The sequence below is a fragment of the Rubripirellula amarantea genome (assembly GCF_007859865.1).
GTDB classification, from domain to species: Bacteria; Planctomycetota; Planctomycetia; order Pirellulales; family Pirellulaceae; genus Rubripirellula; species Rubripirellula amarantea.
On record NZ_SJPI01000001.1, the window covers coordinates 3,429,596 to 3,446,203 of the forward strand.

General features: G+C 54.3%; 14 protein-coding genes. 10 read left to right on the plus strand and 4 right to left on the minus strand.

Annotated features, from left to right (window positions below):
- Positions 1–265: 265 nt before the first annotated feature.
- From Pla22_RS12530 to Pla22_RS12545, 4 genes are all read left to right on the plus strand, one after another.
- Entirely contained in the window at positions 266–2,566 is a 2,301-nt protein-coding gene (locus tag Pla22_RS12530; protein WP_146514914.1) for a glycoside hydrolase family 2 protein, read from the plus strand.
- A gap of 76 nt (positions 2,567–2,642) precedes the next feature.
- Positions 2,643–3,377 carry a GNAT family N-acetyltransferase gene (locus tag Pla22_RS12535; RefSeq protein ID WP_146514915.1) on the plus strand — a complete coding sequence of 245 codons (735 nt, stop codon included), beginning with the start codon at positions 2,643–2,645 and terminating at the stop codon, positions 3,375–3,377.
- A 135-nt stretch (positions 3,378–3,512) separates the two neighbouring features.
- A complete protein-coding gene (locus Pla22_RS12540) occupies positions 3,513–5,747 on the plus strand; it encodes an exo-alpha-sialidase (protein ID WP_146514916.1) in 2,235 nt (744 codons plus the stop codon).
- A 132-nt stretch (positions 5,748–5,879) separates the two neighbouring features.
- The gene (locus tag Pla22_RS12545) at positions 5,880–7,277 is read left to right on the plus strand and encodes a sulfatase family protein (protein WP_242631971.1); all 1,398 of its coding nucleotides are present in this window, start codon (positions 5,880–5,882) and stop codon (positions 7,275–7,277) included.
- A 25-nt stretch (positions 7,278–7,302) separates the two neighbouring features.
- On the opposite strand, the gene Pla22_RS12550 is transcribed toward Pla22_RS12545, so the two are convergent.
- The 3 genes from Pla22_RS12550 to Pla22_RS12560 are packed head-to-tail and all read right to left on the minus strand — an operon-like array spanning position 7,303 to position 10,404.
- On the minus strand, positions 7,303–8,385 hold the full coding sequence (locus tag Pla22_RS12550) for an NAD(P)/FAD-dependent oxidoreductase (protein WP_146514918.1): 1,083 nt from the start codon (positions 8,383–8,385) through the stop codon (positions 7,303–7,305).
- Positions 8,382–9,122 (minus strand): methyltransferase domain-containing protein, encoded by a 741-nt coding sequence (locus Pla22_RS12555; RefSeq protein WP_165440624.1) that lies wholly within the window; start codon positions 9,120–9,122, stop codon positions 8,382–8,384. Before Pla22_RS12555 ends, Pla22_RS12550 begins: the two co-directional genes overlap by 4 nt.
- Before the next feature lie 7 nt (positions 9,123–9,129).
- Entirely contained in the window at positions 9,130–10,404 is a 1,275-nt protein-coding gene (locus tag Pla22_RS12560; RefSeq protein WP_146514920.1) for a prolipoprotein diacylglyceryl transferase, read from the minus strand.
- A gap of 187 nt (positions 10,405–10,591) precedes the next feature.
- Here Pla22_RS12560 and Pla22_RS12565 point away from each other — a divergent pair, with 187 nt between their 5' ends.
- A complete protein-coding gene (locus tag Pla22_RS12565) occupies positions 10,592–11,329 on the plus strand; it encodes a hypothetical protein (protein ID WP_146514921.1) in 738 nt (245 codons plus the stop codon).
- 36 nt (positions 11,330–11,365) lie between these two features.
- Here Pla22_RS12565 and rlmN read toward each other — a convergent pair whose 3' ends face one another.
- On the minus strand, positions 11,366–12,463 hold the full coding sequence (gene rlmN / locus Pla22_RS12570) for a 23S rRNA (adenine(2503)-C(2))-methyltransferase RlmN (protein ID WP_242631972.1): 1,098 nt from the start codon (positions 12,461–12,463) through the stop codon (positions 11,366–11,368).
- Positions 12,464–12,530: 67 nt separating this feature from the next.
- Here rlmN and Pla22_RS12575 point away from each other — a divergent pair, with 67 nt between their 5' ends.
- The 5 genes from Pla22_RS12575 to Pla22_RS12595 all read left to right on the plus strand — a co-directional run bounded on the left by Pla22_RS12575 (position 12,531) and on the right by Pla22_RS12595 (position 16,591).
- Positions 12,531–13,727, plus strand: a complete 1,197-nt coding sequence (locus Pla22_RS12575; RefSeq protein ID WP_207310384.1) for a M20/M25/M40 family metallo-hydrolase — start codon at positions 12,531–12,533, stop codon at positions 13,725–13,727.
- 128 nt (positions 13,728–13,855) lie between these two features.
- The gene (locus tag Pla22_RS12580) at positions 13,856–14,116 is read left to right on the plus strand and encodes a (2Fe-2S)-binding protein (protein ID WP_146514924.1); all 261 of its coding nucleotides are present in this window, start codon (positions 13,856–13,858) and stop codon (positions 14,114–14,116) included.
- 117 nt (positions 14,117–14,233) lie between these two features.
- Positions 14,234–14,776 (plus strand): hypothetical protein, encoded by a 543-nt coding sequence (locus Pla22_RS25520; RefSeq protein ID WP_207310344.1) that lies wholly within the window; start codon positions 14,234–14,236, stop codon positions 14,774–14,776.
- A gap of 6 nt (positions 14,777–14,782) precedes the next feature.
- Complete coding sequence (locus tag Pla22_RS12590) at positions 14,783–15,340, plus strand: hypothetical protein (RefSeq protein WP_146514925.1); 558 nt, start codon at positions 14,783–14,785, stop codon at positions 15,338–15,340.
- A gap of 288 nt (positions 15,341–15,628) precedes the next feature.
- Positions 15,629–16,591 (plus strand): CBS domain-containing protein, encoded by a 963-nt coding sequence (locus Pla22_RS12595; RefSeq protein ID WP_146514926.1) that lies wholly within the window; start codon positions 15,629–15,631, stop codon positions 16,589–16,591.
- Positions 16,592–16,608 lie beyond the last annotated feature (17 nt).

The window sequence follows — 16,608 nt, forward strand, 5'->3', positions numbered from 1 at the left end:
ATGGGACATGCTCTGGTCATGTCGATTGTAGCCTGATCGCATACTTGGAGGTATCGCGTGGTGGTTGATGATGGGTGGTTGATGTTTGCGATGATCGATCGCAAAGCGATGCTGTAAGTTGAAGGTAGTCGTTTCGTCCGCGCAGGACTTTTGACCAGAGGCCGGCTCAAGTAGTGGCGGACACTATCGGTGATGCGTATTCTGGTTGGGCGTTATCGACGCTTACTCTTGTTATTTACGAAACTCTGACGCAACGCGATTCATCATGCGATCCCTAGGACTGACGTTTCTGTTTTGCCTTTTGTGCGGTCATTCTTTGGCTGAGGAGGTCTTTGATACTTGGCGTTATACACTCCGTCGGCCGGCGAAGGGTTGGCAGAGCGATGGATTTGATGACGCGAACTGGATGACTGGCCAAGGTGGATTTGGAACTCGTGACACGCCAGGATCGCGAGTGGGAACCATTTGGGCGACCAATATGATTTGGCTTCGTAAGTCATTTCGTGTTGACGACCTGCCTAGCAATCCTGCTCTTTTGATTCACCACGACGAAGATGCGGAAGTGTTTATCAACGGCAAGTCGGTGGCGAAGCTAAGCGGGTTTGCGACGGACTACGCCGTGATTCCAATCCCAGCGGGCAAGCGGTCTGTTATTAAGAAGGGCAGCAACTTGATGGCGGTGCGTTGTGGTCAAACCGGTGGCGGACAATTTATCGATGTGCATTTTGTTGATGCGGACAAGGTTCGGCAGTTGCCGCCACCGAAACGCAATACGAAACCGTTCAAGTCAAGGTTAATTACGAAGTGGGGCGAAGCCGTGTCGGCTGATAACGCGTGGCTTGAGTATCCGCGGCCGATGATGCGACGCGAACCATGGGTAAATTTGAATGGCACGTGGGACTACGCAATCACCGATGCAAAAGAGCGTGAAATTCCAGTGCAGTGGGACGGCGAAATTCTCGTTCCTTTCTGCTTAGAGTCCACGCTTGGCGGAGTACATCGTTTGCTCGATGGATCCGAGACGCTTTGGTACCACCGGACGTTCGCAACCGATTACAACGAAGACCACCGGCTCATTTTAAACTTCGAAGCGGTCGACTATCGTTGTGAAGTGTTTGTCAATGGAACGACGGTCGGTAGCCACCAAGGTGGAAACACTCCCTTTTCGATCGACATCACTGATGCGGCAAAGGATGGTGAGAACGATCTCGTCGTGCGTGTCGAAGACAAAACGGACGGCTACCAACTGCGGGGCAAGCAAACTCTGAATGCTCGCGGAATTTGGTACACGCAGGTGTCGGGGATCTGGCAAACCGTTTGGCTCGAAACGGTCCCTCAAAGTCACATTACAGATTTGAAGATCAAGACTGATGCCAGGGCGGGTGAGATCTCGATCGCTCCCGAAATCCAAGGACGCGCAGGAGTGGCAGCGGTACGAGTGGTAGTGAAAGACAATGGCGAACCAGTCGCGTCATTGGAAGGCAACGCTAACGAATTAGCAATCAAGCCAGCCAATGCGAAGCTCTGGTCCCCGTCAAAGCCGCATCTGTACGAACTTGAAGTTTCACTTTTAGATTCGGCGGGGCGAACGCTTGATCGCGTCGAATCTTACGCGGGTATTCGTACAGTCGGCAAGGTAAAGGACAAAGATGGGCAGTGGCGTTTCACGCTTAACGGCAATCCGATTTTCCATTGGGGACCGTTGGACCAAGGTTGGTGGCCGGATGGTTTGCTGACTCCACCGTCCGATCAAGCAATGTTGTCTGACATTCAGTGGCTCAAAGATGCGGGGTTCAACATGATTCGCAAACACATCAAAGTTGAACCGCGGCGATACTATTACCATTGTGACCGAATCGGAATGATGGTTTGGCAAGATCAAGTCAGCGGCGGCATCGGACGCAGGCAAGGGTGGCCGGAATGGACGCGGCTCAAACCTGATCCCGTAGATGCTCAATGGCCTGCTGAGCAACACAAGCAATTCATGTTTGAGCTGGAAAGCATGATCACGTCGCTAGAAAACCATCCTTCCATCGTTTGCTGGGTCCCGTTCAACGAAGCTTGGGGACAGCACCAGACAATGAAAGTAGGTGAGTGGACTTCGCAACGCGATCCTAGTCGATTAGTGAACGTTGCCAGTGGCGGGAACTTCTGGCCCGTCGGTGATATCGTTGACGAACACCGCTATCCCCATCCTGGTTTTCCGTTTGATTTAAACACCCATGACCGCTTTGATAACTACATCAAGGTGATCGGCGAGTTTGGCGGACACGGTTTTCCGGTGGAAGGACATCTGTGGGACGCCAAGCGTCGCAATTGGGGTTACGGCGACATTCCCAAGACGAAAGACGAATACAAGCAACGATACGTCAAGTCGATCGACATGCTTAACGATCTTCGAGCCCAAGGCATCGCGGCTGGTGTCTACACTCAGACCACCGACGTCGAAGGCGAAATCAACGGTTTGATGACTTACGATCGTAAGGAGATCAAGATTCCTGCGGCTGAGTTAGCAGAGATTCACCAATCATTGTTTCAGCCCATCACAATCGAGAAGGCTGATTAGTTTCCCGATTCAGCATTCATCTGATAGCCAGATGAACTGTTCATCCTTCTCATTTTCTTGGTAAGAGTATTTCGCAATGGAGATTGAAACGAATTCCATGGGGCAACCCATTGATGCAATTGTGGCTGGTTGGACTGAGCCGCCATGGCCAAGTCGAGACCCGATGCAAGGTCGGTTCTGTCGTTTGGAAGCGCTTGTTCCTCCGTTGCACGCCGATGAGCTATTCGACTCTTATCAATTAGATCAGCATGGGCTCAACTGGACCTACTTGCCGTACGGGCCCTTTGATAGTCGAGATGCATTTCGAGAGTGGCTAGAACAAAACGGGACGGCGAACGATCCCCTATTCTTCGTGATCCGCAATCTTTCGACCGGCGATGTGGTGGGGCTGGCCAGTTACCTTCGTATCACGCCTGCTAGTGGTTCGATCGAGGTTGGGCATGTGAACTTTTCACCCAAGCTGCAGCGAACGCCTGCGGCCACCGAAGCCATGTACTTAATGATGGAACGCGCCTTCACGATTGGATACCGTCGGTATGAGTGGAAGTGTCATGCGATGAACGCACCGTCACGGGCCGCCGCCAAGCGACTCGGGTTCACCTACGAAGGCGTTTTTCGTCAGCACACCGTCATGAAAGGACGCAATCGCGATTCAGCGTGGTACGCAGCGATTGATGGCGAGTGGCCGGACATTCAGCGTGCCTTTTTGACATGGCTTTCGCCCGAAAACTTCGACGATGCAGGCCAGCAGAGAATACGATTGTCGACGTTAACGGCACCAATCGTTCAAAAGGCTGGTTCGGTGCGCTGAACCGATCTCAGTGACCTTGTCGTTTGTTGGTATGCCGAAGGTTTCCAGTATTCGCCTTCGGTTGCTTTCCATTGAGTTACAATTTGCTCTGAGAACACGCTGGCCGCGTTCATCGTCAGTCTGCAGGAAAGTGATATGAGTATAGAAAAAGTCATGCGAACATTAGCCGTCCTTCTATGGGGATCACTCGCCGCCATTTCGATAGGTTCTGACAGCACTTCCGAGTCAGGATACGTCTGGAAGAACGTGACGATTCGCGGTGGTGGGTTTGTGACGGGGATCATCACCAGTCCGGCTGAGGAGGGAGTGATGTACGCGAGGACGGATGTCGGCGGGGCTTACCGTTGGAATGCGAGCGACGAATCTTGGATTCCTATCACCGATATGTTTGGAGTCGACGATTGGCACTTAACCGGCATTGAAAGCCTCGCCGTCGATCCCTCCAATGCGTCTCGTGTGTATCTGGCAGCCGGCATCTACAACAACTCCTACGTTCCGAACGGAGAAATCCTGCGTTCGGATGATCGTGGGCACACGTGGGATCGAACGAGGATGCCATTTGGAATGGGTGGCAACGAAGCGGGACGCGGGAATGGGGAACGATTAGCGGTCGATCCAGCCGACGGTAACGTGTTGTTCTTTGGTTCACGCGACGCAGGGTTGTGGAAATCAATCGACGCAGCCAAAACGTGGAACAAAGTGGACTCGTTTCCAAGCATGGCCGAGTCAGATGACGCGGGCGTCGTAGCTTGGGGAACAACGACGCAAGCCGTTGGGATTATCAATGTGACGTTCGTTCCGACAAAGGGCGAGGACGAAACGTCAACGCAGACGATCTACGCGGCTGTGTCTAGTTTGAAGCCGGGTTGGTTTCGATCTGACGATGGCGGTGAAACGTGGTCGCTTGTGGAAGGTCAACCGAGTGGATCACGAGTTGCGACCGCAGCTTTATCAAGCGACCGTAAGTTGTACGTCACCTACAGCAACAAACCGTCGCCGATTGGCAGCGACGGTGGATCGGTGTGGCGACATGATATCGATCAAGGAACCTGGCAAGAAATCACTCCCCTGGTGCCTGGACCGGAAAACGGTGACTTCGGATACGGCGGCATCAGCGTTAGCCGCGCCAACCCCAGCACGGTCATCACGACCACGTTGGACCGATGGGGACGGGACGAAGTGTTCTTTTCGCAAGACGCGGGGGAGACTTGGATCAGCACAAGCGAGAAAGCAGTGCGAGATCCGTCGGAATGTCCTTGGTTAGCGAACGATCAGGGGCACATGGAAATTGGTCACTGGATGAGCGATATCGAAATCGACCCGTTCGATGACAACAAGGTTTGTTATGTCACGGGCGCTGGAATCATCGGTTCGTCCAACCTTACTGACGCGGCCCGAAACCAAGCGACATACTGGAAGCCACAGGTCAAAGGCCTTGAAGAGACGGTGCCGCTTGCGTTGTTAAGCCCCGCTGAAGGCGCCGATTTGATTTCCGCTGTCGGTGACATCGGCGGCTTCAAGCATGATTCCGTTGACGATCTTGTCAGCCGGTCTCATCGGAATCCCCGTTTCAGCAATACAACGTCGTTGGCCACAGCAGTGTCGGACCCGAAGCTTGTGGTGCGGGCTGGGCATCGCAATTGGGGTGACAACGAAAGTGCTACGATTGCCTATTCACTCGACGGTGGCCAAAGTTGGCAACCCGCCCCCAGTCTCCCCGAGCCTGATGTGAATCAGGGACACGTGGCCGTCAGCGCAGACGGACAGGTTTGGGTTTGGTCTCCCGAAGGCGGCGAAGGCACCGTTTGGCGCACTGCGGATCGTGGACAAAATTGGACCTCAGCAAGCGGACTCAATGGTCGGCTGCGGCCTCATGCTGACCCGGTGGATTCCGATGTGTTCTATGCCACGGACAACAGTAAGGGCTTCGTCTACGTTAGCGTTGACAAGGGAAAGTCGTTTACTCGCAGCGCGTCGGAACTACCCGAGGCGACCTATTGGAGCACGATGGTCCCTGTGGCTGGTCGTCGCGGCTATCTAATCATGGGAACTAAAGAAGGAGTGTTCGCGTCGACGGATGCCGGAGCAAGCTTTGATAAAGTTGGCGAACTCACCGAGGTCGTGTCATTGGGTCAGGGGAAGTCTGCGAGCGAAGGTGAGCTTCCCGCGTTGTTCGGCGTTGGCAAGCTGGACGGCGTTCAGGGTTTCTATCGATCCAGTGATGGGGGAAAGTCATGGATTCGTATCAATGACGATCGGCATCAATTCGGCGAGATTCGCGTCGTCGCCGGCGACCCTAAGCGGTTCGGACGCGTTTACATCGGAACGGGCGGTCGAGGAATCATCTACGGCGACATCGACGCGAATTGAAGCTTGGTTGGCGTCAGTTGTTTGCATTCCTACCCTCAGAGTCAGCCAAATTCCATGAGATCGATATTGATACGCTTTGCCCTCTTTAGTTGTGCATGCTTTGCTTCGGTGAATGTTTGGGCCGCCACACCGATGAATGTGTTGATCATTCAGACGGACGAGCACAACTTTCGAACGCTCGGTTGCTATCGAGACACGCTTGATGAAGATCAAGCATTGGTTTGGGGCAAGGATGCGATCGTCGAAACACCGGCGATCGACTCGATTGCCAGTCGAGGTGTCATTTGCACATCGTTTTACGCGACGAGTCCCGTGTGTACTCCATCCCGAGCATCATTCTTTTCGGGGCGGTTCCCGCACAACACAGGCAGCCCGCAAAATGACCTGCCGCTCAACAACGATGTCGTTACGTTTGCAGAGGTGCTTCGGCGTGAAGGATATGCAACCGGGTACGCAGGTAAGTGGCATTTGGATGGTCCGGGAAAGCCTCAATGGGCTCCGGAGCGTCAGTTTGGCTTTGCTGACAACCGCTTCATGTTCAACCGTGGCCATTGGAAGAAGTTTTTGATTGATGTCGATGGTCCGAAGGTAGCATCGACCAATCGCAAGGGAGAGCCCAGCTACGATTTAAAGGGGGCCGATGAAACTACGTTCTCCACCGACTGGTTGACCAATCGAGCGATTGAGTTCATCCGCGAGCATTCAGACAAACCGTTCTGTTTTCATTTGAGTTTGCCTGATCCTCATGGTCCCAACTCAGTTCGCCATCCCTACGATTCGATGTATCGAGACACCGCCATTCGGCCGCCGATGACGTTTGCAATGTCAAAGGAGAATCCAAAGTGGGCAACAGGAAAGGGCAAGAACGCGACCGTGAAGTTCAATGCCGCGCAGATGTCGTTGTACTTTGGCATGGTGAAGTGCATCGACGACAATGTGGCGAGATTACTGGCAACGCTTGACGAGTTGGACCTGACCGAGCGATCCATCGTCGTTTTCACTTCGGACCATGGTGATCTCTGCTACGAGCACGGCAGGCTAAACAAAGGGAATCCTTATGAAGGGAGCGCGAAGATTCCGATGATCATTGCCGCACCTGGTTTGATTCCGTCCAGCTCGCGAGTTGACCAAGCTCTCGGTACTGTCGACTTTGCACCGACGTTATTGACGTTGCTCGGCAAGCCCGTTCCAGCTGAAGTGGAAGGTCGCGACGCATCCAGATTGCTAATGGAAGGGGACGCTAAATCGTGGGACGACGTGACGTTCTTGAGAGCCGCTCAAGCGAAAGCGAACTGGGTTGCGGCGGTGTCTGACCGATTCAAGCTTGTGGTATCCGTTAGCGATGTACCTTGGTTGTTCGATTTACAATCGGATCCTGACGAGCTTGTAAACGCGTTTGGAAATCCAGATCACCGAGAAGTCGTTGAGGCGTTGTCGGTCGCGTTGGTGGAGTACGGCGGTCAATCGAACGACCCAAGTTTGCGAGCGGGACCGCTTAAAACAAAGCTCGAAGCGTTGTTGCCAAACTAGCAACTGTATTGGAACGCCGACCAGCCTAAGCCTTGTTCAACTGCGTGATCAAAGGTCTTGCGATACCGGGGAAGATGCCCAGAGTACGTGCTGCGACTTGTCGGGCGGTCCGCGATCGCAATGCGGTTGTTACGATTCGGCACGTGCGTTTCTTGGTCGCCAGCATAGTCCGGGAATGTTGATTCCAACGCTCACCCAGACCTAACAAATCGAGCCGGCAAGTATCGATCAACTGTGCTGCTTCTTTGCCGCTCTGCAATGCCCAGGTCATGCCTTCGCCCGTGAAGGGTTCGACGTAGCCAGACGCGTCACCGATGGCAATCACTCGGCCGTTACCCGATTGTCGAGTGCGACGCAAAGGTGGAGTCGTCAGCACGTTGCCAATCGGATCGAGATCCACATCGACACCACTACGGTCGAGCATATTTCGTACGCGTTGCATCAGAGTGATGGTCTTCGATGATCCGAGCAAAGGACGCAGCGCCGCGGCAACGTCAACACGTCCATCATCGAGTTGAACCAACCCGACGTAGCCTTCGTCATCGCATGCCATGTAGATCACTCCGCGATCAATGCGCGTGGATGTCGCCATGACAGACATGCCAAACGGTCCATGGGGCGTTTCGATCCACGGCAATCGTCCTCCCACGTTTCCTGATTTCAGACCGGCTGCAATCACGACACAATCAAAGGGTTGCACTTGCGAGCCGAGCTTGGCTTGGACTTGGTTGCTTGGGGTGTCCACGATCGCAGCTTCGCACGGTTGCAGCACGTCGGTGCCCAATCGCTTGGCTTCGGCGATCAAAATCGGGTCGAGGTGTTCACGCGAGACGGCGATGCCATCACCGGATGGAATTTCGATCAGCCTGCCGTCCAGGTAGCCTCGCCAAGTGTGAGTGTCCGCCGACACAGCACGCACCGCTGGTAGCACTCCGGTTTGTTCGAGCAAGCGAATTCCTGCGCCGCCAAGGCAGCATCCGCAAACTTTGATGCGTGGGAAAGGGTCACGTTCGGCGAGCGTGACTTCAATGCCTCGTTTGCGCAGTTCGATCGCACACGCAGCACCGGCTACTCCCCCGCCAATGACCAACACACGAACGCTATTCATGCGAACGCGACCGCGGGATCCGCCGATGTTTCGAGCACCACTTCTTCGCGAAGCGTCATGATGAAACGCGACGGAAAAAGCATTTTGACTTCGACCGGACGTGCGAGAGCCTCTTCGGCAATTCGTTTGAACTCGTCGCAAGTGTAAGCCGATCGAACACTCAAGGAAGCGTCGTGATGAACGATTGGTGACCGCGAAAACATTTGCGCGGCTATGCTGATGAACGCCAAATTGGCGCGTGACCGATAGAGGTCACAGACCATGATCGCGCCCGTGCTGGCAGCTTGCATGGATTGCAGCAGGCAGAACACTTCGTGATTGTCCAAGTGATGCACGAACAACGAGCACGTGGCCATGTCAAAACCGCTGGGCAACGCATCGTGCAGGCAATCACCTTGTATCGCATTGATGGTGACTCCCGCCCGCTTTGCATTTTCCAACTGAATTTCGACGGCCGTATGACTGATGTCGATCGTCGTGATTTGCAAATCAATGGAATCGCGTTTGGCGCGACGTGCCCAGTCAATCGGCAGATCGCCCGCTCCACTGGCAACGTCAATCAGACGCAGTCGTCGACCGGGTTTCGTCATCGCGATCCTTCGCAGACGCCGATACATCGCGCCGCGCACACCACTGACTGCGTTGAGCCGCGTTAGCCCTTTGAGGGCCTTCGCATGGACGTCCTTGGGGATGGCCGGATCATCCATCAGTTCCGGCTTTAAATCTCGTGTTAACAAAGTTGCATTATTTCAAAGCTGTGGTTGCGACGGATGCGTTGCGTTGATTGCCAAAGTAAATTCCACCCAAGCCAATTGCTGAACCAAGAAGGACGACAATGCTGACCCACTGCGAAATCGAGAACGAGGTCCCAAATTGTCCTCCCTCGTCAACTCGTACTATTTCGAGCACAAACCGCAAAACAGCATAGGCCGCAAACCCCAAAAACATGATTGTCCCGGTACGGAAGTCCAATCGCGACAGCCAACATAGGCTCACACACATCACCAATGCACTTAGGCTACTGATGATTTGAGCCGCACGAACCGGTAACGCCAGAGGGGGCAATTCATCGGGCGACCACCGAATCCGTCGAGCGTTGACCGTTAAAGCGATTCCCTTCTGAACATCTTCGGCCGGAACGTCGCGAGGGGCAACTTCCAAAGGTGTATAGTCGTAGTCGATGGCGTTAAGTTGATCGCCAACTTTCACACCCGCTTGGTCCGCGAGTGACGAAGACTTAACGGATGTGATTGCACGTGTTTGTTCGTCATAGGAAAATCCTAGCAACTCGCCACTGCCAATTTGGTCGGCGTACACCTTCGCACCCGGCGGAAAGCGAACGGACATCGGTCCTTCTTCGCACCGACCGCCATAGCAGCAACCGTTCATGATGCAGCCCATGCGTCCGAAGAACAGGCCTAGGAACATGCATGGAACGATCACGTCGCCCAGTTTCATAACCGGCAACTTTCGTCGCCAAAGTACATAGGCGACTGCGAGACCGCCGCCGATGAACGATCCGTAAACAACAAGTCCGCCTTCGGTAAAGTTCAGCACTCGGCCAATGCTTTCGCCGAGCGATCCGTGAAAGAACTCGTTGTGGTACTGAATCACATAGAACAATCTGGCACCACCAATGCCTCCGAAGAACGCCCAGGGCGCGACGGAATAGATCACGTCGGGATCCAGGCCATATCGTTTGGCCCGGACCGCCGCCAAGTAAACCGCTGAGCCAACGGCCGCTAGTAGCATCACGCCGTAACCGCGGATCGCCAATCCAACCGGCTCGCCATACGCATTTTGCAGTTCAATTCGCGGCACTACGAAAGCGACCGCCGCGATTGCCATTCCCCAGACCAATCCTTCGTTGGCCAGCACGTTGCCAATTGAAGTTCCCGTTTTCTTGGCAAAGGCAAGGCGAATTGCCAGCCCTACGGCCAATGCGATCAAAACCCATCCGAACCCAAAAACGGGTAGAGATGCGATTTCATGAGGAATCAGAACGAGCGTGCGTCGCATGGCGAATGTGTTTAAGAGGAGTGAACCAACATCATCGTAGGGCCAAACCGGCAAATCCCCAACCGCGAGCGTTTTGGCGGCGGTGGCAGCAATGGAGGTCGAATTGCCCTGGACCCGGTTTTCCTGTTTTTTCTACGCTGAGCCCGCCTGAGTTGTCCAGATCACCCAGTCTTGGCGAGTTTCCCCCATGAACCCACTTCGCATTCTTGCTATTTTCGCAATGCTGATGCCGGTCCTCGCGAATGCCGCTGATCCAACGGTTCGTACCGACCAAACCTTCACGATCATCACAAAGATCTACGCCAACCAAGCTAAGGCTCCTGCCGCTCACCATCGGCTGCTTTTTGATTCGGGGGTGATCTATGACCTCGATCAAGTCGACCCTGATCGTGTCGCCATCTACGACCCGGCCGCCAAGGACGTGACGCTGTTGGATTTAGAAAAGAAGATTCAAACGCGGCTAAGCACTGATGAGTTGGTCGCGATCACCGCGGGCGCCAAAGCCGCCGCGACTACACCAGAGTTGCGAGAACACTTGGGACTCGACGCCAAGGTGGTCGACAGTGTTCGCGTGGAAGGTTACGCGATTTCGTTTGCCGGGATTGAGTATGACGTGTCGGTGCAAACGCCTCGACATCGTTGGATGGCAACCGACTTCGGGCGTTTCTCGGACTTGGCGACGCGATTGAACCTCGTTCGCCGCGAAGGGGTGATTCCGTTTGCTCGGATGACGCTTGGTTCGCACATTGCCGCCGCAGGGGAGATACCGTTGGAAACCCGCTTGAAGATCACTCGCGGGCAACAAACGTCGTCGTTTACATCGACCGCAACGATCGGAACTCTATCGGAAGAAGATCGCAAAACCATCGAGGATCTTCGCGGCCGACTTGCGTTGTATCGCCAAGTGCCCATCAGCGAGTTGTAACGCAGTTCCCGCGGTTGGTTTGCGACCGACCGTGGCTCATGAATTAAGATTCGGTTTTTGGCGATTGCGTCGAAGTTGTCCGCACGCGGCGTCGATTTCGCCACCTTTGCGTTCGCGAAATTGAACGTTCACGCCCCCGTGTTCAAGGGTTTGGCGAAAGTCAGAAATCGCGCCACGCGAAGGGGTTTGGTAGGGCAAGCCTTCAACTGGGTTGTACGGAATCACATTCAGCATCACCGTTCGCTGTTTGAGCAAACGTACCAACTGCCTCGCGTCATCGGCGGAATCGTTCACTCCACCCAACAAGACGTACTCAAACGTCAGCCGCCTACCATTGGCTTCGAAGTAGCGATCGGCGGCATCCAAGACTGCCTGGACCCCGATCTTGTGGTTGACCGGAACGAGTTGATTGCGCAGTTCGTCGTTGGGGGCGTGCAATGAAACCGCCAAATTGTACGGCACGCCGCTTTTGGCTAGTCGATCCATTGCTGGTGGCAACCCGACGGTGCTGATGGTGATTCGACGCGGGCTGATACCAAGTCCGTCCTCGCTTCTTGCCACCGACAAAGCGCCGAGCACTCGATCTAGGTTGGCGAGAGGTTCACCCATGCCCATCATCACGATGTGACTAAGCCTTTCGCCTTCCTCTAACCTTGCTTGCAGCCGCAGCATTTGTTCGAGAATCTCGCCCGTCGTGAGATTGCGATCCACTCCATCAAGACCGCTGGCACAGAACACGCAGCCCATCGCACAGCCGACTTGGCTGCTAACGCATATGCTTCGTCGCGTTCCATCGCGAAGCAGAACGCACTCCACTTCGCCGCCATCGGCCAAACGGATCAGCAATTTCTCGGTGCCATCAGCAGAAGTTTGCAGTGCGGCTTCCGAGGCAGTCCAAATTCGAAAGCTTTGGTCCAGGGACTCGCGAAGTGCCTTAGGCAAATTGCTCATCAACGAAAAGTCACTCACGCGTTGCTGATACACCCAGTGAATGATCTGCTTGGCGCGAAACCCTGGATGACCATTCTCGCTGAGCCAAACCTTCAACTGATCGACGGTCAGGTCCAGTAAGTGAGCCCGATCGTCAAGTTCGACGTTGGGCGGCAATTTCGTTTCGATGACGGGAAGGTTCAAGTGCGGTTCAAAAGTGGTTAAAACAACGGAGATTGAAATTACGAATCTGCTTCCCCCAGAGTCTAACGTGTCCGAGCTAAACCACGAAGTGTCCGTTGATCCAGTTGCCGCCTTGGACCGATTCCTTGATCTGGCCAAAATCCCAGGCATTAGCGGCCAGGAAGCCGATGTGGCGGCCCGAATCGTAGAGAGCTTGCGAGCGGCGGGGCTGCCGGAGTCGCAAATCCAGTTTGATGACGCTAACACCCGCACGCGAATCAGCGGGAATTGTGGAAACCTCATTGTTACCCTGCCGGGGAATGGCCGGGGACCGCGAACCATGTTATCCGCTCACATGGACACCGTACCTATCTGCGTTGGCAGTGAACCGGTCATCGAGGGTGACGAAGTGATCAGTGCCGCGGCAACCGGTTTGGGCGCTGATGACCGTAGCGGATGCGCCGCAATCTTGACCGCCGTGATCGAGCGGCTCAAGCGTGGCGATGAAAACTTCTCGCCGGCTGTCGTCTGTTTCTTGATCCAGGAAGAGATCGGCCTTGAAGGAGCGAAGAACCTATCGGTGGATCGAGTCGGGCAGGTTGACCAAGCATTTAACTTTGATGGCGGGACAGTTGAAAAATTAACGATCGGTGCCATTGGTGGCCAACGCATGATGATCGAGTTGACTGGAATTCCAGCTCACGCGGGCGTTGCCCCTCAGGCCGGTGCGAGCGCGATCGTGATGGCGGCCCGAGCGATCGCCGATTTGGACGAACGCGGTTGGCATGGCAAAATCGAAAACGAGTACGGCGTTGGTACCGCCAACGTGGGAGTGATTAATGGAGGCGACGCCACGAACGTCGTCACACCCAAGGTCACGATCCGAGCCGAGGCGCGCAGCCATGACGCGACGATGCGAACTCGTATCGTTTCCGAAATTGAAGCGGCCTTTGCTAAGGCCGCCGCAATGGTGACCAATGACAAGGGACATTCGGGCAGCTTAAAATTCGAATCACGAGTCGACTACGAATCGTTCAAGCTTGATGCTGAACATCCCTCCATCAAACTCGCTCACGATGCCGTGAAATCGGTCGGTCGAGAACCGTTCGTGGATGTGGCCAACGGAGGACTCGATGCGAATTGGCTGTTCCGTCATGGCATCGCAGCGGTCACGATGGGGTGCGGTCAACGCAACATTCACACCGCCGACGAGCGTTTGTCGATCGCCGACTATCAAGACGCGTGCAAAATCGCTACTCAGTTAATCACGGTATCGAACCAATAGTCCCGTCACAGTGTCGAATGAACCTGTCGAGTCCTGATTGCGTGACATGATCACTTGTCATGGTCAGACCTCACCTTGCTTGGTCACTCCATCATCCGTCACTCCATCGTCCTAGGAACGAAACGCTCATGAACGATGACGACGAACTGTGCTTATGCTTTCATATAACTCGGCGTAAGGTCGCGCAGTACATTCGCGTGAATCGACCCAAGGTGCCCAGTCAGCTTTCAGAGTGTTACGGAGCGGGGACGGGGTGTGGGTGGTGTCGACCATTCTTAAAGCGATTGTTGGACGACGCCGAGGCAAAAGAGCCCTTGCCGGACGCTCAATCCTACGCGGCGGAACGGGCAAAGTACCGTCAAAAGTCCGGCGATCGTCCACCTAAATAAGATCGCAGTCTCAACTTTCGAACTCAGCTGGTCCGACCGACGTACAGCCTGATACACTGCGGTCAGTAGGCTCCGCTTTTTCTTAACACATGTTCCTTTCGCACGACGGGTTTTTGAATGTCCAATCGTCTCACGCTTTCCTTGTTGCTCGGCTTTGTCGCTCTTGGTGGCCTAACGCTAAGTGGGTGCAATTCCAGCTCTCCGACCACCCCGCCGACTGCATCGACGAGCGACGACCATGGTCACGACGATCATGATCATGACGATCACGAAGGGCATGACCACGGTGATCACGAGGGACACGATCACGGCGACCATAGCCACGACTTTTCTACCCTTGGTGACGCCGTCGCCGAAGTTGAAGAACTCAGTGGCGAAATCGGGGCAGCCTTTGAGAAAGGCGATCCTGAATCGGCTCACGACGCACTTCATCACATCGGCGACGTCCTCGGCGCGACCGAACAACTTGTCAAAAAGAGTGAGCTTGCCACTGAGGATCAAGCCGTTGCCACCGCCGCAGTGGAGAACCTGTTTGATTCATTCGCAGCCATTGACGAAAAAATGCACGGGCATGACGGTAGCGATTTCAGTGAAGTCAAAGACACAATCGAGTCTGCGATTGCGACGTTGAAACTTACCGCCGAAAAAATCAAGAAGTAGAACGATATGCTCATTCAATCCCTTCGTGCAACCGCTCATCCTGTCGCATTGATCTTGGCTGCAGCCATTACTATTGGCGTGGCCGGATGCGGAGGCGAATCAACGTCGATGAGCGAAAACTCATCATCGGCGTTCGCCGAAATCAAGAATGCGGTTTGGTCGGATACACCGATCGAAGGCGACATCGTGAGCCCTACTGACGTCAAGGATTTTGAAACGCCCGGACCGCAAAATGTAACGCTGGCCGGGCGCATCGATGCAGGCGAACTCGAAGTATTCGATCAGTCCAATGCGACGTTCATTCTCTCGCAATTACCCGACGAAAGCCACGGCAATGGCGATCCCGATCACGCTGACAATTGCCCCTTCTGCCAACGCAAGCTAAAGAATGCGCCGAAGGCGATTGTTCGAATCACCGACGACCAAGGCAATCCGTTGCCGATCGCCGCAGATGATCTATTGGGTCTAAAGAAGGATGACGTCGTCGTTGTTTCCGGCGAAGCCTACTTTGACAAGACTTTAAATATGGTCATGGTGAAGGCCAATAAGATTGCTAAGCGATAGGTCGGTGTTACCGTCGCGCGTCTGAAGTGCTTGCGAGAAGCATGGTGCTTGCGAGAAGGCGACACTGGTAAGAGTGCATCGCTGGCAAAAAGTTGTGCCACCAAGCGTTTCGCGCGTTTGGTGTTTGCTGAGCCAACTTGGATTTTCATCAACCAATTTGAGGTTACCTGTGCAATGTTTCACAATGTCTTTTGCTTGAAATTGCTTGTACGGTGACGTCGTAACTCCTAGTTTGAATCGTGCCACTAGTGTGGTTATCGAGTTCTTATCTACTAGGAGAGGTTGCCGATGTCCTTACTCAATGCCATGTCTCAACGTTCTGTGATCAGATCTGCTGACGAGATCATGCGTCGCAAGCTTGTCACACTTTCCGCTACCGACGATCTCTTTCACTCGGTTGGACGACTGTTAAGCGACAACATTTCCGGTGCACCGGTTGTTGATCAAGACAGAAACTATTTGGGTGTGCTTTCCGAGAAATGCTGCATCACAGCGCTAACGGATCCTGTCGAAGTGGCAAGCGAAGTCGGCTTGCATGTGGTTCAAGTTCGCGAGTTCATGGTGGCGGATCTTGTCACGTTAGATGGCGAGATGGATGTCTTTGACGCAATCGACCACTTGCTGTCACACCGCATCTCTGGGGCTCCGGTGACCGATAAGAATGGTCGGTTCCGAGGTATCTTCTCTGAAAAAACCGCTATGCGTGTGTTGTCGGCGGCACTGCTCGACGGGTTGCCCGGAACAAAGGTGGAATCGTACATGAACGTCGATCAGAATCGTATTATCAACGAGGGTGACCTATTGATCGACGTCGCTCACAAGTTTCAAAATACGCCATACCGCCGCTTGCCGGTTCTGCGCAACGGGCAACTAATCGGGCAAGTGAGTCGTCGAGACGTGCTGCGTGCGGAACATCGCTTGGCCGCCGAAGTGATAGGACGGGGAAACAAGCCTGGGGTTAGTGAGCGGCTTCGGCGTGCGATCGAACCCAAGCAGGTCGGCGATTGCATGGACACCGAGGCATTGACGACACCACCAACGACGGACTTGCTCGGTATCGCACAAGTCTTCCTCAATTCGCCTTATCGACGGTTGCCCGTCGTTGAACACGGCAAGTTGCTTGGAATGATTAGCCGTCGCGATTTGTTGCAGGCCGCAGCGTCAATCATGACTCCCGCTAAGAAGCGTGGCCAAGCTGAAACGCTGTACCTGAGCGGGCTCTACGCATCTCCACCACCGTCAATCGGTTGAAAAGCGTTCGGCGATCC